This is a genomic window from Pseudoalteromonas sp. 2CM28B, assembly GCF_023161935.1.
The window spans coordinates 131,649-156,899 of the sequence record NZ_JALNTH010000014.1 but is presented as its reverse complement, the minus strand read 5'-3'; the positions used below and the strand labels follow the sequence as shown (position 1 = coordinate 156,899).

Annotated in this window: 29 protein-coding genes; 13 read left to right on the top strand and 16 right to left on the bottom strand. The window is 40.6% G+C overall.

From position 1 onward, the window contains the following. Positions 1-122: 122 nt before the first annotated feature. The 3 genes from gltX to proB all read right to left on the bottom strand — a co-directional run bounded on the left by gltX (position 123) and on the right by proB (position 3,227). Positions 123-1,607 (bottom strand): glutamate--tRNA ligase, encoded by a 1,485-nt coding sequence (gene gltX / locus MTN96_RS18795; protein WP_008111109.1) that lies wholly within the window; start codon positions 1,605-1,607, stop codon positions 123-125. A gap of 50 nt (positions 1,608-1,657) precedes the next feature. Beyond that, positions 1,658-2,017 (bottom strand): glutaredoxin, encoded by a 360-nt coding sequence (locus MTN96_RS18790; protein ID WP_036981509.1) that lies wholly within the window; start codon positions 2,015-2,017, stop codon positions 1,658-1,660. A 106-nt stretch (positions 2,018-2,123) separates the two neighbouring features. Further along, positions 2,124-3,227 carry a glutamate 5-kinase gene (gene proB / locus MTN96_RS18785; protein WP_036983389.1) on the bottom strand — a complete coding sequence of 368 codons (1,104 nt, stop codon included), beginning with the start codon at positions 3,225-3,227 and terminating at the stop codon, positions 2,124-2,126. Between the two features lie 131 nt (positions 3,228-3,358). On the opposite strand from proB, the gene MTN96_RS18780 reads away from it, so the two are divergent. After that, positions 3,359-4,318: a DMT family transporter gene (locus MTN96_RS18780; RefSeq protein WP_069440164.1), complete on the top strand. Its 960-nt coding sequence runs from the start codon at positions 3,359-3,361 to the stop codon at positions 4,316-4,318. On the opposite strand, the gene MTN96_RS18775 is transcribed toward MTN96_RS18780, so the two are convergent. From MTN96_RS18775 to pdsO, 3 genes are read right to left on the bottom strand one after another with little or no spacing between them, the layout of a single operon-like run. Next, the gene (locus MTN96_RS18775) at positions 4,213-4,818 is read right to left on the bottom strand and encodes a class GN sortase (RefSeq protein WP_036981504.1); all 606 of its coding nucleotides are present in this window, start codon (positions 4,816-4,818) and stop codon (positions 4,213-4,215) included. The two genes, MTN96_RS18780 and MTN96_RS18775, sit on opposite strands and share 106 nt — an antisense overlap. Continuing rightward, on the bottom strand, positions 4,815-6,809 hold the full coding sequence (locus MTN96_RS18770; RefSeq protein ID WP_069440163.1) for a marine proteobacterial sortase target protein: 1,995 nt from the start codon (positions 6,807-6,809) through the stop codon (positions 4,815-4,817). The genes MTN96_RS18775 and MTN96_RS18770 overlap by 4 nt, the downstream gene beginning before the upstream one ends. Before the next feature lie 26 nt (positions 6,810-6,835). Further along, positions 6,836-7,561 carry a sortase-associated OmpA-like protein PdsO gene (gene pdsO, locus MTN96_RS18765; protein WP_069440162.1) on the bottom strand — a complete coding sequence of 242 codons (726 nt, stop codon included), beginning with the start codon at positions 7,559-7,561 and terminating at the stop codon, positions 6,836-6,838. 229 nt (positions 7,562-7,790) lie between these two features. Here pdsO and pdsR point away from each other — a divergent pair, with 229 nt between their 5' ends. From pdsR to MTN96_RS18750, 3 genes are all read left to right on the top strand, one after another. Beyond that, positions 7,791-8,486, top strand: a complete 696-nt coding sequence (gene pdsR / locus MTN96_RS18760; RefSeq protein WP_036981496.1) for a proteobacterial dedicated sortase system response regulator — start codon at positions 7,791-7,793, stop codon at positions 8,484-8,486. Beyond that, positions 8,480-10,615, top strand: coding sequence for a proteobacterial dedicated sortase system histidine kinase (pdsS, locus tag MTN96_RS18755; RefSeq protein WP_248532489.1), 2,136 nt, complete (start codon positions 8,480-8,482; stop codon positions 10,613-10,615). The genes pdsR and pdsS overlap by 7 nt, the downstream gene beginning before the upstream one ends. A 132-nt stretch (positions 10,616-10,747) precedes the next feature. Continuing rightward, entirely contained in the window at positions 10,748-10,903 is a 156-nt protein-coding gene (locus tag MTN96_RS18750) for a hypothetical protein (RefSeq protein ID WP_175416153.1), read from the top strand. 18 nt (positions 10,904-10,921) lie between these two features. Here MTN96_RS18750 and MTN96_RS18745 read toward each other — a convergent pair whose 3' ends face one another. Then, entirely contained in the window at positions 10,922-12,163 is a 1,242-nt protein-coding gene (locus MTN96_RS18745; RefSeq protein ID WP_248532488.1) for a multifunctional CCA addition/repair protein, read from the bottom strand. 136 nt (positions 12,164-12,299) lie between these two features. Here MTN96_RS18745 and MTN96_RS18740 point away from each other — a divergent pair, with 136 nt between their 5' ends. Continuing rightward, complete coding sequence (locus MTN96_RS18740) at positions 12,300-12,518, top strand: hypothetical protein (RefSeq protein ID WP_036981490.1); 219 nt, start codon at positions 12,300-12,302, stop codon at positions 12,516-12,518. Positions 12,519-12,633: 115 nt separating this feature from the next. On the opposite strand, the gene MTN96_RS18735 is transcribed toward MTN96_RS18740, so the two are convergent. The 6 genes from MTN96_RS18735 to MTN96_RS18710 all read right to left on the bottom strand — a co-directional run bounded on the left by MTN96_RS18735 (position 12,634) and on the right by MTN96_RS18710 (position 16,946). Further along, positions 12,634-12,798, bottom strand: a complete 165-nt coding sequence (locus MTN96_RS18735) for a murein transglycosylase domain-containing protein (protein WP_248532493.1) — start codon at positions 12,796-12,798, stop codon at positions 12,634-12,636. A gap of 69 nt (positions 12,799-12,867) precedes the next feature. After that, positions 12,868-13,053 carry a hypothetical protein gene (locus MTN96_RS18730; protein ID WP_248532487.1) on the bottom strand — a complete coding sequence of 62 codons (186 nt, stop codon included), beginning with the start codon at positions 13,051-13,053 and terminating at the stop codon, positions 12,868-12,870. Between the two features lie 26 nt (positions 13,054-13,079). Continuing rightward, the gene (locus MTN96_RS18725; RefSeq protein WP_248532486.1) at positions 13,080-13,580 is read right to left on the bottom strand and encodes a DUF1543 domain-containing protein; all 501 of its coding nucleotides are present in this window, start codon (positions 13,578-13,580) and stop codon (positions 13,080-13,082) included. 24 nt (positions 13,581-13,604) lie between these two features. Continuing rightward, complete coding sequence (locus MTN96_RS18720; RefSeq protein ID WP_069440160.1) at positions 13,605-14,954, bottom strand: sigma 54-interacting transcriptional regulator; 1,350 nt, start codon at positions 14,952-14,954, stop codon at positions 13,605-13,607. Positions 14,955-14,956: 2 nt separating this feature from the next. Then, the gene (locus MTN96_RS18715; RefSeq protein ID WP_214552688.1) at positions 14,957-15,490 is read right to left on the bottom strand and encodes a hypothetical protein; all 534 of its coding nucleotides are present in this window, start codon (positions 15,488-15,490) and stop codon (positions 14,957-14,959) included. A gap of 1 nt (position 15,491) precedes the next feature. Then, the gene (locus MTN96_RS18710; protein ID WP_248532485.1) at positions 15,492-16,946 is read right to left on the bottom strand and encodes a HAMP domain-containing sensor histidine kinase; all 1,455 of its coding nucleotides are present in this window, start codon (positions 16,944-16,946) and stop codon (positions 15,492-15,494) included. A 297-nt stretch (positions 16,947-17,243) separates the two neighbouring features. Here MTN96_RS18710 and MTN96_RS18705 point away from each other — a divergent pair, with 297 nt between their 5' ends. The 6 genes from MTN96_RS18705 (at position 17,244) to MTN96_RS18680 (ending at position 21,025) form a co-directional block, all read left to right on the top strand. Then, positions 17,244-17,477, top strand: a complete 234-nt coding sequence (locus MTN96_RS18705; RefSeq protein WP_036981479.1) for a cag pathogenicity island protein Cag25 — start codon at positions 17,244-17,246, stop codon at positions 17,475-17,477. Between the two features lie 12 nt (positions 17,478-17,489). After that, on the top strand, positions 17,490-17,717 hold the full coding sequence (locus MTN96_RS18700; RefSeq protein WP_024602367.1) for a hypothetical protein: 228 nt from the start codon (positions 17,490-17,492) through the stop codon (positions 17,715-17,717). Between the two features lie 156 nt (positions 17,718-17,873). Further along, complete coding sequence (locus tag MTN96_RS18695; RefSeq protein WP_010387655.1) at positions 17,874-18,110, top strand: EF-hand domain-containing protein; 237 nt, start codon at positions 17,874-17,876, stop codon at positions 18,108-18,110. Positions 18,111-18,118: 8 nt separating this feature from the next. After that, on the top strand, positions 18,119-18,355 hold the full coding sequence (locus MTN96_RS18690; protein WP_036981474.1) for a calcium-binding protein: 237 nt from the start codon (positions 18,119-18,121) through the stop codon (positions 18,353-18,355). A gap of 204 nt (positions 18,356-18,559) precedes the next feature. Continuing rightward, entirely contained in the window at positions 18,560-20,251 is a 1,692-nt protein-coding gene (locus tag MTN96_RS18685; protein ID WP_248532484.1) for an amidohydrolase, read from the top strand. A 93-nt stretch (positions 20,252-20,344) separates the two neighbouring features. Further along, entirely contained in the window at positions 20,345-21,025 is a 681-nt protein-coding gene (locus MTN96_RS18680; RefSeq protein ID WP_248532483.1) for a FlgO family outer membrane protein, read from the top strand. Between the two features lie 24 nt (positions 21,026-21,049). Here the strand turns inward: MTN96_RS18680 and MTN96_RS18675 are convergent, their stop codons facing one another. After that, complete coding sequence (locus MTN96_RS18675; protein WP_248532482.1) at positions 21,050-21,286, bottom strand: YgjV family protein; 237 nt, start codon at positions 21,284-21,286, stop codon at positions 21,050-21,052. Positions 21,287-21,564: 278 nt separating this feature from the next. Between MTN96_RS18675 and MTN96_RS18670 the strand changes: the two genes are divergently transcribed. Further along, positions 21,565-22,221 carry a Crp/Fnr family transcriptional regulator gene (locus MTN96_RS18670; RefSeq protein ID WP_013465733.1) on the top strand — a complete coding sequence of 219 codons (657 nt, stop codon included), beginning with the start codon at positions 21,565-21,567 and terminating at the stop codon, positions 22,219-22,221. 49 nt (positions 22,222-22,270) lie between these two features. Here MTN96_RS18670 and MTN96_RS18665 read toward each other — a convergent pair whose 3' ends face one another. Further along, the gene (locus tag MTN96_RS18665; protein ID WP_008111161.1) at positions 22,271-22,837 is read right to left on the bottom strand and encodes a phosphoribosyltransferase; all 567 of its coding nucleotides are present in this window, start codon (positions 22,835-22,837) and stop codon (positions 22,271-22,273) included. 175 nt (positions 22,838-23,012) lie between these two features. Beyond that, complete coding sequence (pepB, locus tag MTN96_RS18660) at positions 23,013-24,311, bottom strand: aminopeptidase PepB (protein WP_069440153.1); 1,299 nt, start codon at positions 24,309-24,311, stop codon at positions 23,013-23,015. Positions 24,312-24,455: 144 nt separating this feature from the next. Here pepB and sfsA point away from each other — a divergent pair, with 144 nt between their 5' ends. Beyond that, positions 24,456-25,175, top strand: a complete 720-nt coding sequence (gene sfsA, locus MTN96_RS18655) for a DNA/RNA nuclease SfsA (protein WP_248532481.1) — start codon at positions 24,456-24,458, stop codon at positions 25,173-25,175. Positions 25,176-25,251 lie beyond the last annotated feature (76 nt).

Below are 25,251 nucleotides of genomic sequence, written 5' to 3'. Positions count from 1 at the left end.
AATAGGCCACAACTTTTGTTGTAGCCTATTATGAAGCCTCTGAAAGATCGTTCAATTAACTTAAACGATCCGCATTACTTAAATTAAGCGGCTTTTAAATAGCTAACCTGCATTAAGATTAATTAAGCACTTGGATAATCGCGGTATGCGCGCTCTATCTTTTTAGCCTGCTTTTTAGAAATACCTAAATGAGCAAGCGCGACACGTAAACGTGCACGCGATAGGTCAGACCCTAAAATCTCCATTGCATCTAATACCGAGGTAGATGATGTTTTGCCGGTAATAGCCACAAATATAGGCTCTAAGAAGTCTTTAATTTTAAGCTCGTGGAAGGTGGCTACTTCTTTTGCAATTGCAAAAATAGCTGGTTTTTCAAAGCTACGTAAGCCTTCTAGCTGCCATACAAAAAATTGTAATGCTTGGCGAATAACATCTTCGTCAGCTTTACCGGCTGTTAATAGCGCTGGATCGTAAGTCGGGATACCGCCTACAAAGTGCCCTGCTAAATCAACCATGTCAGAGAGCGTATTTATACGCGTTTTAGCTTCCGGTAATACTTTAGCAAGCATGTCGCCATTAAATTTCCAGTCAACAAAACGCTGCATTAGCTCTGCATCAGTTAAGTTTTCGCGGATCCACATACCGTTTAACCAGCTTAACTTGTCTACGTCGAATACTGGGCCCCCCAGCGATACACGCTTCATGTCAAAATGTTCAATCATTTCATTAAGGGTAAACTTTTCACGCTCATCAGGCATTGACCAACCCATACGGCCTAAGTAGTTTAGTACCGCTTCTGGTAGGTAACCCATTTCTTTGTAGTAATTAATAGACGTTGGGTTTTTACGCTTAGACAGTTTTGATTTATCTGGGTTACGCAGTAATGGTAAGTGACCTAATACGGGTGCTTCCCAACCAAAATCTTCATACAGTTTTAATAGCTTAGGCGCTGAGTTTATCCACTCTTCACCACGGAAAATATGGCTAATTTGCATGTGGTGATCATCCACCACATTAGCTAAAAAGTAAGTTGGAAAGCCATCCGCTTTTAATAGCACTTGCATGTCTACGTTTTCCCACGGGATCTCAATTTCGTCGCGTAGATAATCGTTAAACTTAAAGGTACCTTCGCTTGGGATTTTCATACGAATAACGTACGGTTTACCAGCAGCTAGGTTTGCTTTAATTTCGTCTTCGGTATGGTTTAAGCCACGGCCATCATATTTAGGACGCAGACCTTCAGCCATTTGCTCTTCACGCATTTGGTCCAGTTCTTCGCTGGTTGCGAAACAGTAGAATGCTTTGCCGTCTTCAACTAACTGATGAGCGTATTTTTTATATAAATCACTGCGCTCAGATTGACGGTATGGACCAAACTCACCACCTACATCAGGACCATGATCCCACTCAAGGCCTAACCAGCGTAAGCTATCCATGATGGCTTGTTCAGATTCTGGTGTGCTGCGAACTTGGTCAGTATCTTCAATACGAAGTACAAATTCACCGCCTTGCTGTTTAGCAAAACAGTAGTTAAATAAGGCAATGTAAGCGGTGCCAAGATGCGGGTCACCAGTTGGCGACGGAGCAACACGGGTACGAATTGTCATGGTAATGTCTCTTTTAATAAGTGAGATGGTATGAAATACCAATAAATATTTTAAGCGGCTACTTTGTTTAAGTAAGCAATAATATCGTTTGATTCATAAAGCCATTTAACTTGGCCATCTTGCTCAATACGTAAACAAGGTACTTTAACTTTTCCGCCTTGCTCTAATAGCTCTTGGCGGTATTGCTCATCATTTTTTGCATCGCGTGTTTCAATTTTTAAGCCTTCACGCTTAATTGAACGGCGCACTTTTACACAAAAAGGGCATGCTTTGAATTGATAGAGCTTAAATTGTGCGGTTTGCTGATCAAGCTTAGCTTGCTCTTGCGGATCACGTTTTTTGCTACGCGGCGTAAAAACAAAATTAAAAAATAAGATGATACAACCTAAAACCCAGCGAACTAATTTCATCTTCAATACTCTTTACAACAAATTTAAGGTGCAAGATTTTAACACAAAAAAGCGCAACACTATAAGCGGATTATACGTTGCGCTATATCGTTAAAAAAGTGCTTAATTACAACACCACCATATCATCTCTGTGTAGTACTTCCACACCGCTATCGTAATCAAGTAATTGGCTGATTTGATTAGAGTGTGCGCCTTTTATTTTATCGATTTCAAGATGGCTAAAGCGCGTTAACCCGCGTGCAATAATTTGCTGGTTTACATCAATTAAGTTAATTAAATCTCCACGTTCAAATTCACCAATGGCGCGCGTAATGCCTTTAGCAAGTAAACTAGCCCCCTTAGATTGCAATGCATGCACCGCACCGGCATCAATTAAAATTTGGCCACTACTTTTAGGCCCTGCCAATAACCATTTTTTTCGGCCATCTTTAGGCGCGGTAAGTTTTAAAAAGCGAGTGCCTGGTAGTTGCTCGCTCATGCATTTTAAAATCACATTTTCATCAGCGCCTTTGGCAATAATCACCTCAACCCCAGCTCTTCTGGCAATATCTGCGGCCTGTAGCTTGGTTGCCATACCCCCTGTGCCTAGGTTTGTACCACTGCCACCCGCAAGTTGGCGTAACTCATCATTAATATGGATAACTTCGTCAATCAAGGTGGCGTTAATGTCGGTGCGCGGATCGCTGGTAAATAACCCTTGCTGGTCGGTCAGTAGTAGTAATTTGTCGGCATTGGCTAAAATAGCCACCAATGCCGATAGGTTATCGTTGTCACCTACTTTTATTTCACTGGTCGCAACCGCGTCGTTTTCATTAATGATCGGCACTACATCGTAATTTAATAAGGCATTGAGGGTATCGCGGGCATTTAAATAGCGCTCTCTGTCGTCAACATCTGCGCGCGTTAGTAGCATTTGCCCCACGTTAACGCCATACAACGCAAATAAACTTTGCCAAATATGAATGAGTTGCCCTTGTCCAATAGCGGCCAACATTTGTTTATCTATCAATGTGCGCCCACAGGGTTTTAATAGCTGTTCGCGACCTGCAGCAACCGCACCGCTTGATACTAAAATAACGTGATGACCTTGCTTTTTTAGCTCACAGCATTGGCGAACAAGTTCCACCATGTGTGCTTTGTCTAACTTATCGGTACCGCCAGTGAGTACGCTTGTACCTAGCTTTACAACTACGACCTGATCCCTTTGCATGTTTTTTACTTTGCGCAATAAATGATGCATTTATTTATACCAGTTCGGTATTTTTGAACAAGTAAAAAATATTCAATCACCCCCTCTGCGTGCTAGGATCGCACTATATTCAACCTTTTAAATTACGCCTTATGCCTGCCAGTTTATGTTTAATTATTGCCACCTTTTTGTGGGGTAGCTCCTTTATTGCACTTAAATACGCGATTGCGATTTATGATCCGGCCTTGGTGATATTTTTACGTATGCTCACCACTTTACTGATTTCGTTATGTTTATGGCGCTACGTAATTCGTTTTGAATATTTAAAAGGCGATTGGAAGTACTTATTAGGCATGTCGCTGGCAGAGCCTTGCTTATACTTTTTATTTGAAGGCCACGCAATGGAATATACCTCAGCATCTCAAGCGGGGGTGATTGTTTCTTGTTTACCCATTATTGTGGCACTTTTAGCATTTTTCATGCTCAAAGAGCATATTAGTAAAGCTATTGTGGTGGGTTTTACGCTGTGTATTGGCGGCAGTATTTTACTGACCTTGCTCTCACCGAGTTCAAGCCAAGCCCCAAACCCATTACTAGGAAATTTTTTAGAATTAACGGCCATGGTGTGCGCGGCATTTTATACCGTGTGTATAAAACATTTAGCTAACCGCTACTCCCCGCTCACATTGATTGCTCTGCAAGGCGTGAGTGGTAGTTTGTTTTTTGCTCCGTTTTTATTATTTATTGACCTACCCAGTGAAAATCAACACGATTTAACCGCACTAATAAGCATTTTGTACTTAGGCTCTTGTGTTACTTTGGGTGGGTACGGCATGTACAACTATGCAATTAGTAAAGTGTCGGTATTAACCGCCGCGGCTTACTCTAATTTAATCCCTATTTTCACTTTAATTTTGTCAGCCATTATCCTCAACGAGGTACTAACTCTTGGCCAGTGGATCAGCATATTTGTGGTGTTTATAGGCGTAATGATTAGTCAACGCCATCAAGAGCTGGTGGTCGATATTCCTAACTCAACTTCGGGTGAGGATATTTCAGCCGACACTAACCATCTTAAATCGGTCCCCGAGGCCAGTGAATCAAAAGGGTAACAGGTTAATAAATACAACCCTGATTGCTGCAAAAAATCGGTGTTGTACTGATTAATTACCTCAACGTGTGTTACTGAATAATGCTGCACTTGGCCATTTTTAAGTTGTAGAGAAAATTGCTCCCCCACTTTAGCGTTTTTTAAAAACGCAAAGTGGGTATCGTTGTGGCCAGCAATAAGTGCTCCTTGCGAGTTACCAAAATCAGCCCCACCTAACTCCCCAGCAGGTAAAAAGTGGCTCGGCGCAAACGCTAAGTTTCTACCACTTGCGCCATCGAGCACGGTTAGTCGTTTATTATGCTTTGGCCATATAATTTGTGCCACTGGGTAACTATCAGCATAAAACCACGGCTTAATTTTTTTATTGGGCGATTTAAGGGTCGTTTGCCATGCTTGCTCTATTAACACTTGTGCAAGCCACGCCTTTGCCTGCATGTATACACCATGGCCAAACAAGCTCAAACCTAAGGCAAGTAAACCTATGCTTAGCCACTTTTTCATTTGCAGCGCCTTACCAACAACAGGCCACCTAGTAGCATTAAAGCTCCAAACACAATATGCATTTTGCTTTGCCCATCAGTTTGCGGCAAGCGCATACTCATTCCTTGCGGCATTGAATTAGCCACTTGTGTAGTTTGTTTAGCAACTTCTTTTATGGTCGTCTCTTCTATGGCAATAAACGCAGTAAATGGGCTAAGTAATTGATGCTCAAGCGCAAGTTGCTGCACTTGCTGTTTTACTTCACTTTGTTGGTTGTATAGCAATAATGACTTTATTTTTTGACGTGCCCAAAGCTTATCAATTCCTGTGGCTTTTGAGCTTGCTTGCGGATTAAGCTTAACCTTAAACTCCCCATGCGCCGTTTGCCCCGTAAAAGTAATTGCATCGGTAGTGTCTAATTTAATAGCCACCATAATAGGCTCAGCAAAATATAGGTCAGGCAAAGGTGAGGGCCAAAAATCTAAACTCTCTTCATTTTTATTTGTTAACGCTAAATTAGTCATCGCCGGGTGAGCAAGTTTATCAAACAACTGCTGCATTTTCGGCTGCACATCATGAGCACTGCTTATAAAGGTGTAAGTTCCCTTGCCTATATCAGCGGCACGACGCATAAAATAACGGTTAGGCGCACTACCAATGCCCACGGTAAATAAACGGCTATCACCTAAGGCATGCGCAATATGTTTAAATAACTGATCTTCGTTACTTACGCTACCATCGGTTAAAAATACCACTTGGCGTACAAACCCTTCAAACTGTGTACCATCGAGTACTGCATCAAGTGCGCCTTTTATTTCAGTTCCGCCATCGGCTTGTAAATTATAAATAAAACGCTCTGCGCGACGTAAATTAAAGTCACTGGCAATTAATGGGGTCTCACTCATGGCTGCAACCTCATTATTAAAACTGACAATATTGAAGCTATCATCACTATCTAATAATGATAATGCGTAAAACAGCGCTTTTTTAGCTTGTTCAATAGACTGCCCATGCATAGATCCCGAAGTATCAACTACAAACACCATTTCACGCGGCAAACGCTGAGATTGAGTAAAACTATCGCTTGGCGGCATTAACATTGCTAACGCATACTGCTCACCATTTTGTGCTTGCTGAGTAAAAAGTGCAGCTTGCGCTTGCGCTATTTGAAGTGGCTTAAACTCAAGTACAAAGTCTCTATTTATAGCTTGCTGTGGTTTTAGCACAATGCTGTATTGCCCAAATGCAGGGTTTTCAATATTAACTTGATGGTACTTAGCGTTTATATCAACCAATTCTAAGCCTATATCCATGTTAATTGTTAAGCTTAAATCACTGGCATTTGCCGCCTCATTGGTTTGTTTTGTGTAAACAGGGCTTAACCACCCCTGTGGAGTGAACAAAGGTGCATTAGCGCTTTTTATCGCATGTTTATCGTGATCATCGTTAACTTCCCCTGTTATAGCATGATAGCGTGGCGTAATTGTGGTTGGAAAATGAATCGCAAAGGTGCCTTGTTGGTAATCAATAATTTCTTGATATTCAAGCGTTATAACAATCTCTTCACCAGGCCCTATGTTCGCCACATCCGTAATAAACATATTTGCGCGCTGCTGACGAACCAAAGAGGCCTGTTTCCCTGTTTGCTTGGCAGCTTGATACTGTTTTTCTGCTTGGTGTTTTTTTGCTATTTTACCGTGAATCACTCGCTCACCAATACGCATGGTCATTGCTTGCACGGCACTTTCATCGGGTAAAGGAAATATATAACGTGCATTTACTGCAAAAGGATTTTCATTTATGTAGTGCTGCGTTACTACAACATGATTAATTAGTCCTGTTAGGGTCATTTTTGCATCACTTTTTAAAATAACCCCAGGATTAACCGCCACTCCTTGGCTATCAAACAAGGATAGTTTTGGCGACTGTGCATGGCTTTTAAAGCTGGCCAAAAGCACGATAATAATAAAAAGGCTTACCTTGGTAAGCACTTTGGTGGGTTTACTCAACATAAATCACTCCCTCGAACGCCTTGCGATTAATTGCTTGCTGTTTGATTACTTGACTGATTTAGCGCACGGGTAGTCAGGGTAACGCGTCTGTCAAAAAAGTTATCTTCAAGGGTGTTACTGCTTGCTATGCTTTGCTGCTCGCCAAATGCTTGTGCGCTTAAACGTGTATGGCTTACACCTTGTTTAATTAAGTAACTTTTTACGGCGTTTACTCTGGCTTTTGAAAGTAATAAGTTTGCTTGCTCTTCACCACGCTGATCGGCAAAGCCACTTAAATCAAGTGCGAGTTGTGGCTGGCTTTTTAATAACGCAACTAATTGATCAAGCTGCTTGGCAAAATGAGGAGCAATATCGCTAGAGCCTGTTTTAAATTGCACCGTAATTGCTAATAAATTATTAAGCTGTGATTGCGTTAATTGCTCATTCTGCTGAGCCAATAGCTCAAGTTGCGCTTCTAAGTGACTGTTATGATTAAGAACATGTTGGTAGTCGTTGGTTTTTTCTGCCATAACTGTTAAAGCTTGTTGCTGCTCGGCAATAGTTTGCTCAGCCACCTTGGCATCGCCAATTAAGCCACCAGCAAATGCACCTACAAACGCGCCAATAGGCCCACCAACAACGCCACCAATAATGGCACCTGTGCTTAGGCCGACTATGGTTTCCTTTTTTGCTTCTTTCGATGGAGTATCCGCGGCAAAAGCAGGAGTGCAAAAAGTACTAACGAGTGTGAGTGCGATTAATGTTTTCTTCATGATTTATTCCTTACTATTGGTAATGGGTTAGCAAGCTATTGGTTGGCACTTGCGTTGTATCTGTAATTTCAATAGTTGTATTAAAACACCATGAAGTGGCAACAAAAGGGATCAAAAATGGCAAACTGCTGAGCAATTGTGGCAAAAAAATGGCAATTGTGTTTTTAACCGTACTTAGCGCAAAAACTTCGCTATAGTGCGCCTAAGTCAATATGAGTAATTAATAAAAATGAAGAAAATAGCCATCATTGAAGATGAAACCGCAATCCGCGAAAACTACATAGAAATGCTGAGCGCTCAAGGCTATCAGGTGAGTGGTTATGAAAACCGCCCTCAAGCAGAAGCGGCCTTTAAAGAAGCGCTTCCCGATTTAGCCATTGTTGATATTGGTTTAGGCCATGAAATAGATGGTGGCTTTTTACTGTGCCAAACACTGCGTTCACTGTCTAAAACCTTACCGATTATTTTTTTAACCGCTCGCGACAGCGAAATAGACACCGTATGCGGCCTGCGCATGGGCGCCGACGACTACTTAACCAAAGACATTAGCTTAGCCCATTTAGCTGCGCGTATTGGCGCACTATTTCGCCGTATGGAAGCATTAGAGCAACCCGCCGATGCTAACGCATTAATAACTCGCGGCCAACTAACGCTCGATATGCAACGTATGCAGGTGCTTTGGCAACACCAGTTAGTTGATTTAACCGTAACTGAATTTTGGATGCTGCATTCACTCGCTCAGCGACCAGGACACGTTAAAAGCCGTAACGATTTAATGAGTGATGCTAAAATTTATGTAGACGACAGCACCATTACCTCGCATGTAAAACGTATTCGTAAAAAGTTTATAGCACTCGATAGCCAGTTTGACTGTATAGATACCGTGTATGGCATGGGCTACAGGTGGGAGCAACCCACATGCTGAGGTTTGGCCTACGCAGTAAATTTATTTTACTTTCGTGCTTTTTGTTTTTGTTGCCATGGCTTGGCTACGAATATGTATGGGAAATGGAAAAGTTTTTACGCCAAGGCCAAGAAAAAACGCTGGTAGGCACCACTCGCGCACTGGCCACGGCCCTGCACGAACGCCCCGCTTTATTTGACGAACAAACCAACTTTTTAGATCAGGTGGTAAAAGGTCGCGATCTCTATGCTTATAATTTAAAAAGCCCGATTCAGCTCGATGGCAAACTCAACGACTGGGACGCTTATCAATCGCTGTTTTGGCTTTATGATAAACGCTACTTACAAACAGCCAATGATAACCATCAACTGAGCAACTTATCTTTTAGCCATATGGTAGGTAAGTTTGATAATTACTTATATGCTGTATTTAAAGTCACAGATGACACTGTAATTTACCGTGCTAAAAACAGCCTCAGCATTACCAATAATGACTATGTAAAAATTGGTCTAAAAAATCCTGATGGACTATTTAATACTTATATTATTGCTCCGCGCCAAGATGGCTGGGTCAACGCATTTGATGCCAATAGTAAAATGCCTTTTACTAAAATTCAGGGCTTTTTTAAACAAACTGAAATAGGTTACAACCTTGAACTGCGCTTTCCTTTGAGTATGCTTGGCAATAAACTGGGATTTGCCATTGCCGATGTTGATAGTAAACAACCAAACCAAACCCCTAGTATTATGTCTACATCGAACTTAAATAACCCGAATGATTTAGGTTCGGTACTGGTGCCCTCCCCTGAAATAAACCGTATATTAAAAGGCATGGGCCACAGCGGCAGTCGCATTTGGGTGGTCGATAATCATCACCGTGTATTAGCGCAATCGGGCAGCATTCAAAATGCCGATGGTGTATGGGCCGATGGGCTAAAAAATCAAGCGCCAAAAACTGCGTGGCAGCGCTTTGAACAGGCCTATTTACATCCTTTGTATTATAAAATTTTAACCCGTCCTGAAGATGAATTTATAGATACCTTACACGATGTAGCTTCAATGCAAGGCGCTCATTTAGCCAAAGCACTGAAAGGTCAACCGGCCTCGTCGTGGCGGCTCACTCCCGATAACAAAGCGGTGATATTATCGGCTGCGTATCCTATTTGGATTGAGGATAAGGTGATTGGGGCAGTTATAGCTGAAGAAACCACCAATGGCGTGCGTACACTGCGTAATAAATCACTGGAAAAACTGTTTAATGTGATTTTAGCGGTTATGCTGATTGGTACTGTGACTTTGTTCTTTTTTGCCTCACGTATATCGAGCCGTATTAGGCGACTACGCGATACCGCAGAGCAAGCCATTGATGCGCAAGGACGAGTAACAGGTCATATAAATTACAGCGATGCCAATGACGAAATTGGCGATCTGTCGCGTAGCTTTTCAAATATAGTGAGCCGACTTGGTGGCTATACCGATTATTTAGAAAATATGTCGTCGCGATTATCTCATGAGCTGCGCACGCCGGTTGCGGTTGTACGTTCATCTCTTGAAAACTTACAAAGCTTGCAGCAAAGTGAACTGAGTCAAAAATACCTTGAGCGTGCCAGTGAAGGGGTTGAGCGCTTAGGGAAGATAATTACCACTATGAGTGAAGCCACCCGCCTTGAGCAAAGCATTCAAAGTAATGAGTCTGAGCCGTTTGATTTGCAAAAGGTGATCAATGGCTGCATGCAAGGCTACCAGCTAACTTACCCTAACCAGTTATTTACACTCAACATTTGCCAAAGCACACTGCCAATGCAAGGTGCCCCTGAATTTATAGCCCAACTGCTCGATAAGCTAATAAATAATGCCTTGGAATTTAGTGAAGCCAACACCGCGATTGAAGTTAGTCTTAAGCAAAGCGAAAACAAAGCAACATTAACGGTAAGTAATACAGGTACTTTATTGCCTGAGGGGCTTACTGAACATATTTTTGATTCTATGGTATCGGTGCGCAGCCAACAAATGCAGCAACAACCGCATTTAGGTTTAGGACTTTATATTGTCAGGCTGGTATGTGATTACCACAAAGGCACAGTAACGGCGCACAATAATGAGCAAAACAGTGGTGTAGTGTTTACCGTGAACTTGCCTTTAAGTAATTAAACAAAAAGCGGTTTAATTATAAACCGCTTTATTTTAAAGCTTTGCAGTTACAATTTAACTCACACTCAAGTGTAACGATTCACTTTTAATTCATTCGCTCAGTCTTAGTCTACTCACCTAGGAGGAGTCAAAATGAAAGAGTTACTAGAACCCGAAGAAATAGAGTTTATTCTCGATTTATATCGCCCAAATGCAGCCAATAACCATGCTCAACAGGGCGCAACTAAAAAGCCCAAGGTAAGTAATAAACAAGCCATGCAAGCTGAGGTTTTAGCTCGTAGTGCTTAACGACACAAACCTTACAAGTTAGCCATTAAGCTGTAAAAACGCTTTAATGCAGTCTGTTTCTGCCTGTTTGACCGTTTCGCCTATTTCGGGGCCCTTTTTGCCGCTTTTAAGCGCGTCTTGCACTATCTGCTTTTTATCCATTTTTTGTAGTTCATTGTGAATAGCACGTAATTTAGCGGCTTGTGGATAGGGCTTATCCACCAGTGTTTCGCCTCGCCCTTGTGCATCACACTGGCACGCTTGAGTAAAGGCAATAAAACGCTCTGGGTGCACTAGTGCATTTAAATTAGTGACGATTAATTTATGAATGGTTTGCGGCCTTAATTGTTCAAGTGTGTGGCAAAGGGTATGGTTATCACTGGTGAGCACGCCGATATCACGAAAGCGATTAGGTACTTTTAAACGTTCACAAAAGGCCTCAACTACAGCAACCCCTTCACGTTCATGGCCGCGTAAATTACCGCGTTTTTTATAGCTTAGCGCTTTACCAAAGTCATGGGTTAAAGCAGCAAAACGCGTTTCTAGGTTAAAGCCTAAATCGGCTGCTCGTCTAAGCACTAGCATGGTATGGACAAACACATCGCCCTCGGGGTGATGATTTGCAGGCTGCGGGGTGTTTTTCATCTGCTCTATTTCAGGAAAAATACCTAACCCATCTAATGCTTGAAAATAAAGTTCAGGGTGTTTTTCGCCAAGCGCTTTTTCTGTTTCAAGCCAGACTCGCTCTGGTACTAGATGTTCCAACTCGCCTTTATTTTTAAGCTCATGCATTAATGCAGTAGTACTTGGATGAATAGACCAGTCACTACCATAACGGGCTAAAAAGCGGGCAATACGTAATACCCGAACAGGATCTTCTACAAATGCTTGGGTGGTGTGGCGCAGTATTTTATTTTTTAAATCATCTTGACCATTAAACGGGTCAATAATAGTGCCGTTTTCGTCTAGCGCCATAGAGTTAATGGTTAAATCTCGGCGTGCTAAATCTTCTTCAAGGGTTACGTTTGGGCTGGCATCCACCACAAAGCCGGTATAGCCTTTACCATTTTTACGCTCAGTGCGCCCTAGTGCATATTCTTCTTTAGTGTTTGGGTGTAAGTAAACGGGAAAATCGCTGCCAATGGGTAAAAAGCCAAGCGCTTCCATAACCTCTGGCGTTTCACCAATAACAACATAGTCATTATCTTTTGATTGTATGTTTAGCAGTTTATCTCGCACTGCTCCACCCACTAGGTAAACTTGCTTTAAACTCTGTTGCACTTTATTCCCAACCACTACTTTTAAGCTTTTCTTTGATGTTAATCATACCTAATAGTCATTAAAAAATCTGTGTTGTTTGCCAAGCTTTATTAAGCTCATTACAATAGCGCATTATTTTTTAATACCTAAACAGCGAATGAAAAACCACTCAGCAAAAAAAGAACTTATGTTACTGCCCATCCTTTTGGTGGTTATTATTATGTGTGTTGCGGGGCATTTCTTGCTACAAGCTAATTTTCAAGACAGTCATCTGGTCGAATACCTATTAGCCGCGATTCCATTTGCTATGTTTGGCTTAGTAATAGTAGCCTTTAAAATGGCAGCCAAAAGTGAACAACAAGAAAATGATGAGTAAATAAGTTACTGATAGTTTTTTTCTGCTTTAGTGACTTTGTATAAATAGCGTCTTGATTCTGCACGTGAGTGCTTAGTGGTGAGAATATTATAAAACTGGCTTGCAGTAAGCTGATTTATTTGTGAAAACGCCACACTTCTATTTTTATTAAATATACGCTATCGGTTTTATCGGGGTCGCTGGAGGTCAGTAGGGTCATAACAATGGCCTGCTGTAACAAGCTTATTGTATTTTTTAACGCGATGGTTTCTACTTTTACAGTGCCTTGCTCAAAATCAATAATGGCACGGGCTTGATAATCATTGCTGTATTTAACGTATTTTTTGCACTAGGCTGTTGCGTATCTTGCTTACCCCACTTGCGCTTTAATAGAGCGCTGTGTTTTTTGAGCTTGCTTGTGAATTGCAACCACATTGGTCGGGTCGTTTTTTACTTGCTTTACCAGTTTATTTAAATCAACAACGGGCGATAAACCCGACAGTGATTTACAACCACTTAAGCCAACTAGCAAAAGTATAAACGCATACTTTTTCACACAATATCCAAACAAATGCTTAGCAACTATAATACATGATAACCGAACCAGTCCGGTTTAATTGGTTGTGCTTGGCCGCTTGGGGTTAGCTTAATATTAAGCTGACTATCGAGTAAATCAATCGCAAAGCAGTCATCAACATCATATAAATCATCTTTATGAAGATGACTCAGCCCTGCTAATAAGTCATTTTTAGCGCGTTGTTTTGCTTCTTCACTACTACTGGCAACATACAAAGCAAAGTCGTGTTGCTCTGCTAATAAGTCGCTTCTGTAAGCACCTAAGTTAACAAAATAAAGTTGCTTATTTTGCTCTACATAACTATCAACTACCTCGATTTTATAACCATCAATGTGATTAACCGCCATGTAGCTATCCATGTGTACACTGTTTTTATCACCCACCCATTGGCTTTTTAATTTGGTATAGGTTTGCTCAATATTTTGGCCTACCACAAAACGTACGTCGTGCATTTCTATGTGGCAACCTTGAATACGCCCACCTAAATACACCATGAATAACTGCATGCTCACTTCCTTTTAAAAACCAAATTAAATTAAACTATCTACGTCAATCTCATGCTTTTTAATCAACTTATAAAAATCAGAACGATTACGCTTGGCAAGTTTGGCGCCTTCTGCCACATTGCCCCCTGCCATTTTCAGGGTATTAATTACATAGTCTCGTTCAAATTCTTTTTTAGCTTCATTAAGTGATAATGGCTCAACGTTGCTTTCATTACTGTTTAGGGCACTAAGCACTAAATGTTCAGATATAACCTCACTAGGAGTCAACGCAACCACCTGCTCCACTACATTTTGTAATTGACGTATATTTCCTGGCCAATCATACCTTACTAGGGCATGCATGGCATCGCTTGCAAAGCGCTTTTCTTTTTGCTCCATACGCTTTGCGATGTTGGCACTAAAAAAGTTGGCTAATAAGCTAATATCTTCACGGCGTTCACACAGCGGGGGCAACTTTAAGTTTACGACGTTTAACCGGTAGTATAAATCTTCTCTAAACTGTTGATTACTAATCGCTTCAGGCAGGTTTTTGTGGGTTGCAGAAACAATTCGCACATTAATAGGAATTTCTTCTTGAAAGCCCACAGGGCGAATGGTTTTTTCTTGTAGCACACGTAACAACTTAACTTGTAAATTAAGCGGCATATCACCAATTTCGTCTAAAAATAAGGTACCGCCTTGCGCTTGCTGAAATAGGCCTTGGTGATCTTTTACAGCTCCTGTAAATGCCCCTTTTTTGTGACCAAATAGCTCTGATTCTAATAGCTCACCAGGCACGGCCCCACAGTTTATTGCCACAAATGGACCATCACTAACATGGCTATGCTGATGAATCGCCTGCGCAAGCAACTCTTTACCGGTACCGCTGGCACCAGAAATAAGCACGTTAACTTGTGTAGGCCCTAATAGTTTAACTTGCTCCAGCAAATGCAGCATAGCGCCACTGCGGGTGACAATATTACTTTGCGGAGTAATATCATCATTATTAACCCCATGTATCTCAATGGCTTTGGCTAGGCTGTCAAACAGCTCATCTTTATCAACGGGTTTTGTGATAAAGGCAAAAATACCTTGCTTGGTGGCCTCTACCGCATCAGGGATAGATCCATGAGCCGTCATCATAATAACAGGCAACGCAGGGTAACGGTTTTGCAATTGTCGGTGCAGCGCCATGCCGTCCATTTCATCCATTCTTAAATCGGTAATCACCGCATCAAACACTTGGTTTTTAAGTAGTTGTAATGCGTTCATACCACTATCACAGGTCGTTACTTCATAACCCTTTGATTGAATTCGAATAGCCAGTAATTGCAGCAAGCTGGCATCATCATCAACGAGTAAAACTTTAGCACTTGATGGAAGTGTGACTGACATAGTTACTGCTCCTTGGTTTCTTCACGTAGTAAAAGTTGCTGTTCAATTGCGGCTAATGACGACAAGGTTTTTTGCATTTTGGCGTTCAATGCTTGCTGTTGTTTTTTTGCATCTATTTGCATTAATACGTGCTGTTTTTGCAGCCATAAATAGTGCTTTATATCATCGGGCCAATAGTACGCCTGATCCAGCTTAAGTAATTGACTCATAACAGTATCAGGGTCGCGACTAAGGTTGACGCATGCGGTATTAAAAAACGCTTTCAGTGCTTGCTCCCCTAAGTAGGTTTCATTGTCAGGCGCTAATTTAAAACCACCGCACTGATTGGCATGCCAAGCAATAACTTGCGCTGCAGAGGGATATATTGGCTCTGCTTTTGGCCGAGGTTTGGGGTTTGGCTGATTCGTTTTTTTATCTGGCTGAGAGGGTACATTTAATGCTGATTCACCCTGTGTTTGAGTGTTTGTTATTTCACACCCAGATAAAAAAACAAGACTGCTGGTTAGCCATACAATAGCCATTAAACGCGCAGACATATTATTTAACTCCTTTATTTTTATAGGGGATGACAATGTTAAATCGACAGCCTTGCGGCTCATTATGCTCAATTTTTAGTTGTCCATGTAACTGTTCAACTGACTCTTTGACTATAGTAAGGCCTAAACCACTGCCTTGTAAGCTAATCTCTTTAGTATGTTTACCTTGATAAAACGCCCCAAAAACATGTTCTCTTTCATGCTCTTTAATGCCACAGCCCTCATCTGCCACCTGCATATTTAGGCCGTTATTTTCTAGACTCAAGCTAATAGTAACGATTTGGTTTGGCTGAGAAAACTTTAAGCTATTGGAGATTAACTGAATTAAAATCATTTCAATTAACTCCCGTGGCAAACTAAGAGAAATATTAGGTAAACTATTATGCCAAATAAGCGATTGTTCTCGCGCATTTAAGCGGTGCTCAAAGTGGTTATTTACCTTTTTTATTAGCTGATTAAATTCCACTTCACTGACGTTGTCTTTACTGGTGCGAATGGCGTTATAACTCAATAAACTGTCTATCATAGTACGTAGCCTCACCATCGATTGACTGATCAGCCCAAGTACCGCTTTTTGCTCGTTATTGATGGGGCCAACGATTTCATCGGCTAGTAATTCAGTGCCCTCAACCATAGAAGCCAAAGGGGTTTTTAATTCGTGAGTAACGTGGCGTAAAAATGTATCTTTTTGTTGTTCTAACATATGCAGCTGCGCTTGCACCCACTGCAACTTGTTACCTAACTCTATGAGTTCAGCTGATCCCTGCACCGATATTTTTTGCTGCCAATCTCCTTGGCCTAATTTATCAATCACTGAGGTTAAGCTTTTTAAGCGCCCGCTTATGCGCCACAAAAACCCGCCACCAACAAGTAGCGTTAAAGGCGTAAGTGCAACCAACCAGTTTATAAATGAAGCTTGTAAATTTGTGAGCTTAATTTGGTTTTGAGTGATTTTGGCTTCATTTTCCTCACGTAACCACAATGTTAGCTCTGCTAGTATTTCGCTGATTGGCACAAATAATTCAGCTTGTTGACGCGCTTCAACCACAAGTTGAGTATGCGCCGTTTGCAATGTATCCGTTAGCCGTTGCCATTGGTGTGTATTTGCTTGGTTATTTGAAAGCTGTTTTAGCTCATTGATGTTTTGCAATGATGATTGCCATTTATCTACGATTAGCTTATCGAGTGAGTCGCTCTTTAATACCCAGTTTTGTCTTGTTGCCCTTTCTAAACTATTAAGCTCTTGCTTAAGCACATTAAACGACTTAGTTACTTGGTAATTATTACTCACAATTTGCTGAGTGACCGCTAATTGCTTATTTAATACATTTAAAAACACAATAACTACTATAGATAAGGGCAACAGCGACAACAGCATGCTCATTACAAATTGGCCAATTAAATTGGGGCGCCAATTTATCAATGCTTTATATTTTTCAGCCATGACTGCGGGCATACAAAAGTCCTTTGCTATTTTTTTAACGTTCTATTATTAAGTGCTCAACTTATACACTCGCTGAACCATCAAGAATAAAAACCCCTGCTGTCTCAAAATAGCGACAAGTTAAGCAATTGATTTAAAAAATTTTAAACGCTTATAACTGCAAAATTGTTGCATAAAACACACAGTTACTTGTAAAAATTACGCACCAACCACCACAAAAAAAACTAACCCGCTGATTATTAATAAAAATTAATATTGGCATCATTTTTGTAATGGAAACATTAATATTAATTTTAAAAGAGCCAAGGAATGTTCAGAAATAATTTACAGAACGCTGCACTTATTGGTCTGTGCCTAACCAGTACTCATTTATTCGCTCTTGATGTAGATGCTGAATTTAATCGTTTAGACAAAGACAGTAATGGCACATTAAGTGAAGCTGAAGCAGGTGAAGATGCTTTATTACATGAGAACTTTGCACAGATAGACACCGATGAAAACGGACTCATATCTCTAAATGAATTTAAGCTGTTTATAAAATAAAGGAGTACATTCATGAAACAACTAATTGGTGCTTTTTCGCTCCTATTTTTAGCTATTAGTGCCACCGCACTGGCATCGCCATTAAATGTACGTTTTATGCATTTAGATAAAAATATGGATGACCAAATATCGCTTGTTGAGGCAAAGCAAGATAAACAATTACTTAAGCAGTTTGCCGATTTAGACAAAGATAACAACGAGATGATTTCTAAAAAAGAATTCCAAAACTTTAAACCTTAAGTTTAGATTCAAGTTTAATCTATTAGTATAGAGTTAAAAGCACTTGCCATAATCCCTGAGGGAGTGTGTAAACGGATTTAATGTTGGGAGTTAAATTATGGCAAGTGCTTTCTTTCAATACTGTCAGCAATTAAAATACACCTTGGAACGCCAACTATGAGAATACTGCTTCCCTTTATTGGTGCTTTACTTTTTATCAGCCAAAGTGCATTCGCACTTGATGTAAAGCAACGCTTTGACCACTTGGACAAAAATAATGATGGATATTTAACCCATAGCGAGCTTGCTGCTCAGCCTCAGCTATTAAACTCATTTTCAAATTGGGATGAAAATCAAGATAACAGAATTTCTTTAACTGAGTTTAAAAACTACTTAACCACTAACCTGTACTGAGCATTTATATGAAGCCTTTTCATAATATTATTTTACTAACACTGACTGTTTTTAGCTGTATGAGTTTTGCAACAAGCAGTTATATTGCCGAAAAGTTTGAAAAACTTGACCGCAACCAAGATGGCTTTTTAACTTACCCTGAAGCTGCCAGTGATCCTGCTTTATGGTCACGTTTTGGCAGTTATGACCGTGATAAAGACGCACAATTATCATTAAGCGAATACAGCTTGTACGCCAGTAAATAAATAGCCCCACTCAATTAAAGCTTGGTTAACAATATCAAGCTTGAAAAAGTTTAACTCCTATTGTTAACACATCCTATTTCACCCTTAACTTGTTGCTTGCTTTAGCTAAAAGCTGACTTATACGACGCTTAATAAATTATGCTATTGGTATTCTAAATTTGAGTTTGCTACTGTGATAGTACAAATAATAACAATGTGCGTCTTATGCAACTGATAAAACTAATAAAACCGATATTGCTAGCAAGCCTTTGTGCCGTCACTAGCGTGGCAATAGCACAAACTAAAGTCATTTATAACGCCAATGGCTACTCACCTTTGTATAAAGGAAAAATGCGCCATGGCGAAGTAAATACATTTACAACCTTAGTCATAAAAGATGGCAAAGTTGTTAAAACAGGTCCAGACAGCTTGAAAAATAGCTTTCCGGGCGCAACCCTAATTGACGCGAAAGGCAAAACACTACTCCCAGGGCTCATTGATGCCCATGGACATGTCATCGGACTTGGTAATAATTTGTCACAGCTTGATGTGCGCGGTGCAAAATCAGTCGATGAAATAACTGCTAAGCTCAAGGAATTTGTCAAAGGTAAAAAAGGTTGGATCATTGGTCGAGGCTGGAACCAAGAGCTATGGTCAAATACTCGCTTTCCTACGGCCGCTGACTTAGACAAAGTCGTTAACGATCGCCCTGTTATTTTATCGCGAGTAGATGGTCACGCCATTTGGGTTAACTCAAAAGCACTAGAACTTGCCAATATTAATGCTGACACACCAGCCCCAGCAGGTGGAGAAATTATAAAAGACGAGTTTGGCAAACCAACCGGTATTTTTATAGATAAAGCAGAAACCTTGGTTACCCAGCATATGCCTGCAACGTCTGCGCAATCGGTTAGCAATGCATTAGATGCCGCAGGTAAACATTTGTTAAGCTTAGGCATTACCTCAACACACGATGCAGGTATTGATAAAACCACGTGGCAAGTTTATAAACAGCGCGCTGAGTTAGGTACATTACCGCTTAGAATTGTAGCGATGTTAAGTGCAGCAAGCCCAGATTTAAACATGATGCTTAAAGCGGGTCGGTATCAAGATGCTCAAGATTTTTTATCTATTCGCAGTGTAAAAATTTACGCTGACGGTGCCTTAGGGTCACGCGGTGCCGCGCTTATTGAAGAATACGCAGACAGAGCAAACCACTTTGGCCTAATGCTTGAAACCCAACAAAAGCTAGAACAATTATTTACACTCACTTTTAAAAGCGGGTTTAGTGCAAATACCCACGCCATTGGCGATAGAGCAAATAAAATTGTGCTCGATGCCTATCAAAATGTATTTAAGCAAACCGGTGGTATACTACTGCGTAATCGCATGGAGCATGCACAAATAGTCTCGCCGGAGGATATACCGCGCTTTAAAACCCTGAAAATAATTCCATCTATGCAACCTGTGCATGCCACATCAGACATGCATATGGCAGAGCAGCGTTTAACCGATAAACAACTCAAAGGCGCATACGCTTGGCAAACATTCTTAGAGCAGGGGTCGACTATTGCAGCGGGTTCTGATTACCCTGTCGAGCTGGCGAACCCGTTTGATGGCTTATATTCTGCCATTACACGTATGGATCATAATCAATTGCCTGAAAATGGTTGGCGCGCCAGTGAGGTATTGAGCAGAGAAGATGCATTACGTGCGTTTACCCTTGGCGGCGCGTATGCAGCGCATCAAGAGTTTAAACTAGGGAGTTTAGAGCAAGGTAAGTGGGCTGACTTTATACTGGTTGATCAAGACTATTTTAAAGTGCCTATTGAGCAGCTTTACAAAACTCAGGTGCTGCAAACATGGATTGCAGGCAAGTTACGTTACCAAAAAGACGCAGCAAAGACTGAGGAATAAAAAATATAAAAAAAGTAAAAATTTACTAAAGTAATCAAAAGTTATGTCGATAAATAAGAACTTATAGTATTTATTATGTTTCAGGAAGAACACATGTTTTCAAAAAAAGCACCTCTTGCTTTATCGGCACTTTTCACTTTATCACTTTCAGCATGTTCTACACACCCAATTTACAACGGTCATTCAGGTCATGACAATGTTAGCAATAATCACTCTTATAACAATCTGTATGCCAGAAATTACCAACCTCGAGTTAATAATTGGCAATTCCCTGAACATAACTTTCGCCCTGTTAATAGTAGTAAGTTATTAAGTGATTACACTGAACAGCTAGCCATGAAGTTAATTCAAAATATGAATTATGTTAACAGTCGAACTCCTATCGCGGTTACCTCGTTTGTAAATTTAGATGACAACCTTCAAACAACTAATATTTTTGGTAACCACCTAGCTGAAAGTTTTATAACTGAAATGCAAGGATTTGGTTTATCTATCGTTGACTACAAACACACTGGAAATGTTCATGTCACACCCTTAGGAGACTTTTCATTTAGTCGTAATGGTAAAGAAATTAAAGGTTACCCACATATCGACTACACTTTAACGGGAACTCTAACATACACTAACAAAGGCGTTATTGTGAATGCTCGTATAATAGGAGCTAAATCTAAGATAGTTGTATCAACAGCCAAAGGATTTATCCCTAGCTTTATTGTTGAGTCTTTATATCCAACTAGAAGAGTTGATGGAATTATATTAGACGAAATTCAATAAAACAAAAAAGGGTTAACTTAAAAGTTAACCCTTTTTTGTATCAGCTTTAGACTGACGATATAACTTAATAATGTGATAAATATTGACCAGAGCTAATAAGCCATTAGTAAATGCAACCGGAATAGAGCCGATTGCTGCACCGTAAAAAGTAAACGCAATACAACCCAGTAAATTAAACCAACGTAGTTTGGTTACATCGGTCATGGTCAAAGAAATAACTAGTAAAACGGATGCTAAATAACCTAAATATTCCCAACTCAATTGTTCTCTCCTAGGCTTTAGGTTAGTATTACGCGTTAAATTTTAGTACATTATTAAGCTACGCTACGCAGTAGTTAAAATAAAAAAGCTAACTTACCAATAAAACCTTAAAATATACTGGTTAATACCACAATTTTTAATCATTACACGGAAGAATGAAGGTCATTTAACGCTGTTAATTATATTAACGGCGTGGGCAAGTTAGCATAAATTCTTAATCTTAATGCTATCGTCATTAAGGTGTAATAAATAGGACATTTGTCCGAAGAGCATGATTGATGTTTCAATACCATTTTTCCAGTTACCTTGTTGATCAACTGCTGACGTTTGCCGGCAGTAGTTTTCAGCAATCAAAAAAAGAAATATTAATACAGCAAGACCAACCGTTAACTAAGTTGGTGTTAGTGCGAAGTGGAACTGTATCTTTTAGTTACGATGTAGGTAATGGCAGGCGCCTGCTTCTTGGCCAACTCGACTGTAACAATACCCTAATTGGCGAAATTGAAGCACTTAATAATAACCCCTGCATTTACACGGTAACCTGCTTTAGTGATGTCACGTACAACTTGATTGAATTAAAACATTGGCGCGCATTATTGCTCGATAAACCCGAGCTAAGCTTATATACGGCGCAAACGATTGCGGCTAAGTTTCAAGAAAATCAAAAAATTAATTTAGATAAGCTGTTACTGCCGTTGAGCTACAATATTGCCAAAGACTGCTTATTACGTGCAGAGAATAACAATCCCACTTTATTACGTGCTTACCCTACGGTAAATGCAGAAGCTGAGCGCTTTGCAACCACTGAGCGTGCATACAGGCGTGTAGTGAGTGAGTTAGTAGAGAAAAACTTAGTGCAAAGAAGCACACAAGGACTACAAGCTGTCGATATTCCTAAATTAAGTGACTATGTAGATAGCTTTGCACAGCTTTAAAGACAATAAAAAAGGCCATTAAGGCCTTTTTTATTGAGCAAAATCACGTTTACTTTTCAAGTAAAATATCGTGGATTTTAGCTAAATCAGATTTACCTTCAATAATTTCATCCGGCGTTAAACCTGATAATTCATGCGGGAATACTAACCATTCTTCAGATTCATGAATGTAGTAATCAGGCACTGTATCAACTTTTGAATTTTTTGGCTTGTAGTATGGACAAGCAATACGAATATCACGTGGTAAGTTTAAACGCATTAGCTCAGAAAGCTTCTCTTTTAACGCTACAATACTACGACCTGAGTCAAAAACATCGTCAACAATCAGTAAAGAGTCACCAGCATTTGCGTTTTCAACTATGTAGTGTAAACCATGTACTTTGATTTCTTTTGATTGCTTACCAATACCGTAATAAGACGAGGTACGAACCGCAATGTGATCCGTTTCTATGCCTTTGTAATCATAATATTCCTGAACAGCAATCCCAATTGGAGCACCACCGCGCCATATACCAATAATAAAATCTGGACGAAAGCCATCTTTATACACTTGTGCCGCTACGCGGAATGAATCTTCAAGTAATTGTTGAGCCGTGATATAGCACTTTTCTGACATAATAAGGATCCCAGTGGTATGTATAATATTTGAGCGAGGTTTAAATAAAAATAGATGCCCAAACACGTAATGGCGAAAGATTTTACCGTAAATAAAACAAAATTGCTTGTTTGACGGATAAAAAAATAGGCACCCTAAGGTACCTATTTTTTAACTAATGCGTAATCTCAGTAGATTATGCCTTTTCAAGTAGGGTGCGTGCTACGGTGCGCATACCTTGTGTAGTTGCACCTGAAGCCCATTGACTTGTGCTACCACCCATATTAAATGCAGCAGCTAAATCGATGTGTACCCAGCCTTTGCCATCGTTTGGCACAAAGCGAGATAAGAAACCAGCGGCGTTAGATGCACCACCGAAACCACCGCCTTTTTGGGCGCGGCTATTTGCTGTATCCGCATACGGCGATGGGCAGTTTTGTTGATGCCACTTTTCAAGTGGTAATGGCCATGCGGCTTCCATTTCTTGTGACGCAAAGTCTTCCACTTCACGCACTAGCTCTTTATCAAGGGCAAACAATGCGTTGTACTCTTGACCAACAGCAACAAGGGCGGCACCAGTAAGGGTTGCCGCATCAATAATAAGTGGAGCGCCTGTCTCGCCTGCGGCCATTAAGCCATCAGCCAATACTAAACGCCCTTCAGCATCGGTATTTACAATTTCAACGGTTGTGCCATTTTTGTAAGTAAGAATGTCACCTAGTTTGTATGCATGACCGGAAATTAAGTTCTCTGCACAACATAAAAACAACTTAATACGCTTTTCTACGCCACGGCTAATTGCCAGTGCCAAACCTGCGGTTACCGTTGCTGCACCACCCATGTCGCACTTCATACCCAACATACCTTCGCTTGGTTTAATTGAGTAACCACCTGAGTCAAACGTAATACCTTTACCTACAAGTGCTGCGCTTACCGGTGCGTTCTCATCGCCAGTTGGGTTGTAATCAAGCTCAAGTAATACTGGCGGACGCTCACTACCACGACCTACGGCATGAATACCAATCCACTGCTGTTCTAATAGTGCATCGCCTTTTATTATTTGGTAGCTAACATGCTCTGGTGCCAGTGATTGAATAAATTCAGCGGCTTTTTCAGCCAAGCTTTCTGGGTAAATGTCATCGGCGGTGCCATTGATCATTTCGCGCGCCCACGTTGCCGATGCTTTTAAATCAGCGAGTTCTTTAAGATCAGATTGTGCGTTATCAACAAACTCAACACCGTTTAGTACTTTTGGTGATACAAAGCCTTGGTAAAAAGCCCATTGGCTCTCTGTACACCAAACATCGCCTTCAAGCACAACACTTTTAATGCCTTGGCTGGCAATAGTACGACCCGCTTTTTGCACATTTTTTAATGTTTCTTGCTCAGATAAATGAACCGTTGCGCCGTGTTCGTTAAAAGATAGTGACGCACTTTCGCCCCAATGCCCTGGTGCCGATTGCTCGCTTAATTGAACAACAAATTTTTCACTCATGTTAGAATATCCTTGCACTTAAATGTGTGGTTGAGTTTACTATAGCGCGCTTAAGTTCCCAACTGCTTGCGGTAAATAACCTCAAATAGTCCGTAAAGTCTTATTTTACTTAACCTGAATTCTGGTTATAAAAGGAAGTCATTAATGAAGTACACCCCGCCATTACAATCTGCTACGTTATTAAAACGTTACAAACGCTTTTTAGCTGATTTAGAGCTCAGTGATGGCACTACTTTTACCGCTCACTGTGCTAATACGGGTAAGATGACGGGCTGTGCCGATGCCGGTTTTACTGCCTTTTATTCCACCAGCAGTAATACTAAGCGAAAGTACCCGCAGTCATTAGAGCTGACGCAAAATAACTTATCACAACTTATTTGTGTAAATACCGCCGTTGCCAATAAAGTGGTCGAAGAAGCACTTAATAATGGGGTTATTGATGAGCTTACAGGCTATCAACACATACAAAGTGAAGTGAAGTATGGCAGTGAAAACAGCCGCATCGACTTTTTACTTACCCACAGCAGCAAAGCCAATTGTTATGTTGAAGTTAAATCAGTCACGCTGCTGAGCGAAGATCGTCCACAAAGCGGTCAAGGCTACTTCCCTGACGCCCAAACTGTTCGTGGGCAAAAGCATATTCGTGAATTAATCGACATGGTAAAACAAGGGCATCGAGCGGTATTACTATTTGCAGTGCTGCACCAAGGCATCACACAAGTCAGTGCTGCGGTGCATATTGACCCAACCTATGCACAATTGCTTAGCGAGGCCATTGAGCAAGGCGTAGAAGTATTAGCTTATAAAGCCCATATTTCTGCCAGTGAAGTAACTTTGGTTGAGAAAGTAGCATTTATTGAGTAAAAAGAGCGCATTTAAGCGTTGGTATTTCGCCACGCCCAAAAAATACTTATCCGAAAAGTAAAAGATAAGTTGTTTT

What these genes read in the sequence shown, in the direction of transcription:
- gltX (WP_008111109.1), bottom strand. Translation starts at nt 1,607, where the DNA reads ATGACAATTCGTACCCGTGTTGCTCCGTCGCCAACTGGTGACCCGCAT.
- MTN96_RS18790 (WP_036981509.1), bottom strand. Translation starts at nt 2,017, where the DNA reads ATGAAATTAGTTCGCTGGGTTTTAGGTTGTATCATCTTATTTTTTAAT.
- proB (WP_036983389.1), bottom strand. Translation starts at nt 3,227, where the DNA reads ATGCAAAGGGATCAGGTCGTAGTTGTAAAGCTAGGTACAAGCGTACTC.
- MTN96_RS18780 (WP_069440164.1), top strand. Translation starts at nt 3,359, where the DNA reads ATGCCTGCCAGTTTATGTTTAATTATTGCCACCTTTTTGTGGGGTAGC.
- MTN96_RS18775 (WP_036981504.1), bottom strand. Translation starts at nt 4,818, where the DNA reads ATGAAAAAGTGGCTAAGCATAGGTTTACTTGCCTTAGGTTTGAGCTTG.
- MTN96_RS18770 (WP_069440163.1), bottom strand. Translation starts at nt 6,809, where the DNA reads ATGTTGAGTAAACCCACCAAAGTGCTTACCAAGGTAAGCCTTTTTATT.
- pdsO (WP_069440162.1), bottom strand. Translation starts at nt 7,561, where the DNA reads ATGAAGAAAACATTAATCGCACTCACACTCGTTAGTACTTTTTGCACT.
- pdsR (WP_036981496.1), top strand. Translation starts at nt 7,791, where the DNA reads ATGAAGAAAATAGCCATCATTGAAGATGAAACCGCAATCCGCGAAAAC.
- pdsS (WP_248532489.1), top strand. Translation starts at nt 8,480, where the DNA reads ATGCTGAGGTTTGGCCTACGCAGTAAATTTATTTTACTTTCGTGCTTT.
- MTN96_RS18750 (WP_175416153.1), top strand. Translation starts at nt 10,748, where the DNA reads ATGAAAGAGTTACTAGAACCCGAAGAAATAGAGTTTATTCTCGATTTA.
- MTN96_RS18740 (WP_036981490.1), top strand. Translation starts at nt 12,300, where the DNA reads ATGAAAAACCACTCAGCAAAAAAAGAACTTATGTTACTGCCCATCCTT.
- MTN96_RS18725 (WP_248532486.1), bottom strand. Translation starts at nt 13,580, where the DNA reads ATGCAGTTATTCATGGTGTATTTAGGTGGGCGTATTCAAGGTTGCCAC.
- MTN96_RS18720 (WP_069440160.1), bottom strand. Translation starts at nt 14,954, where the DNA reads ATGTCAGTCACACTTCCATCAAGTGCTAAAGTTTTACTCGTTGATGAT.
- MTN96_RS18715 (WP_214552688.1), bottom strand. Translation starts at nt 15,490, where the DNA reads ATGTCTGCGCGTTTAATGGCTATTGTATGGCTAACCAGCAGTCTTGTT.
- MTN96_RS18710 (WP_248532485.1), bottom strand. Translation starts at nt 16,946, where the DNA reads ATGCCCGCAGTCATGGCTGAAAAATATAAAGCATTGATAAATTGGCGC.
- MTN96_RS18705 (WP_036981479.1), top strand. Translation starts at nt 17,244, where the DNA reads ATGTTCAGAAATAATTTACAGAACGCTGCACTTATTGGTCTGTGCCTA.
- MTN96_RS18700 (WP_024602367.1), top strand. Translation starts at nt 17,490, where the DNA reads ATGAAACAACTAATTGGTGCTTTTTCGCTCCTATTTTTAGCTATTAGT.
- MTN96_RS18695 (WP_010387655.1), top strand. Translation starts at nt 17,874, where the DNA reads ATGAGAATACTGCTTCCCTTTATTGGTGCTTTACTTTTTATCAGCCAA.
- MTN96_RS18690 (WP_036981474.1), top strand. Translation starts at nt 18,119, where the DNA reads ATGAAGCCTTTTCATAATATTATTTTACTAACACTGACTGTTTTTAGC.
- MTN96_RS18685 (WP_248532484.1), top strand. Translation starts at nt 18,560, where the DNA reads ATGCAACTGATAAAACTAATAAAACCGATATTGCTAGCAAGCCTTTGT.
- MTN96_RS18680 (WP_248532483.1), top strand. Translation starts at nt 20,345, where the DNA reads ATGTTTTCAAAAAAAGCACCTCTTGCTTTATCGGCACTTTTCACTTTA.
- MTN96_RS18670 (WP_013465733.1), top strand. Translation starts at nt 21,565, where the DNA reads ATGTTTCAATACCATTTTTCCAGTTACCTTGTTGATCAACTGCTGACG.
- MTN96_RS18665 (WP_008111161.1), bottom strand. Translation starts at nt 22,837, where the DNA reads ATGTCAGAAAAGTGCTATATCACGGCTCAACAATTACTTGAAGATTCA.
- pepB (WP_069440153.1), bottom strand. Translation starts at nt 24,311, where the DNA reads ATGAGTGAAAAATTTGTTGTTCAATTAAGCGAGCAATCGGCACCAGGG.
- sfsA (WP_248532481.1), top strand. Translation starts at nt 24,456, where the DNA reads ATGAAGTACACCCCGCCATTACAATCTGCTACGTTATTAAAACGTTAC.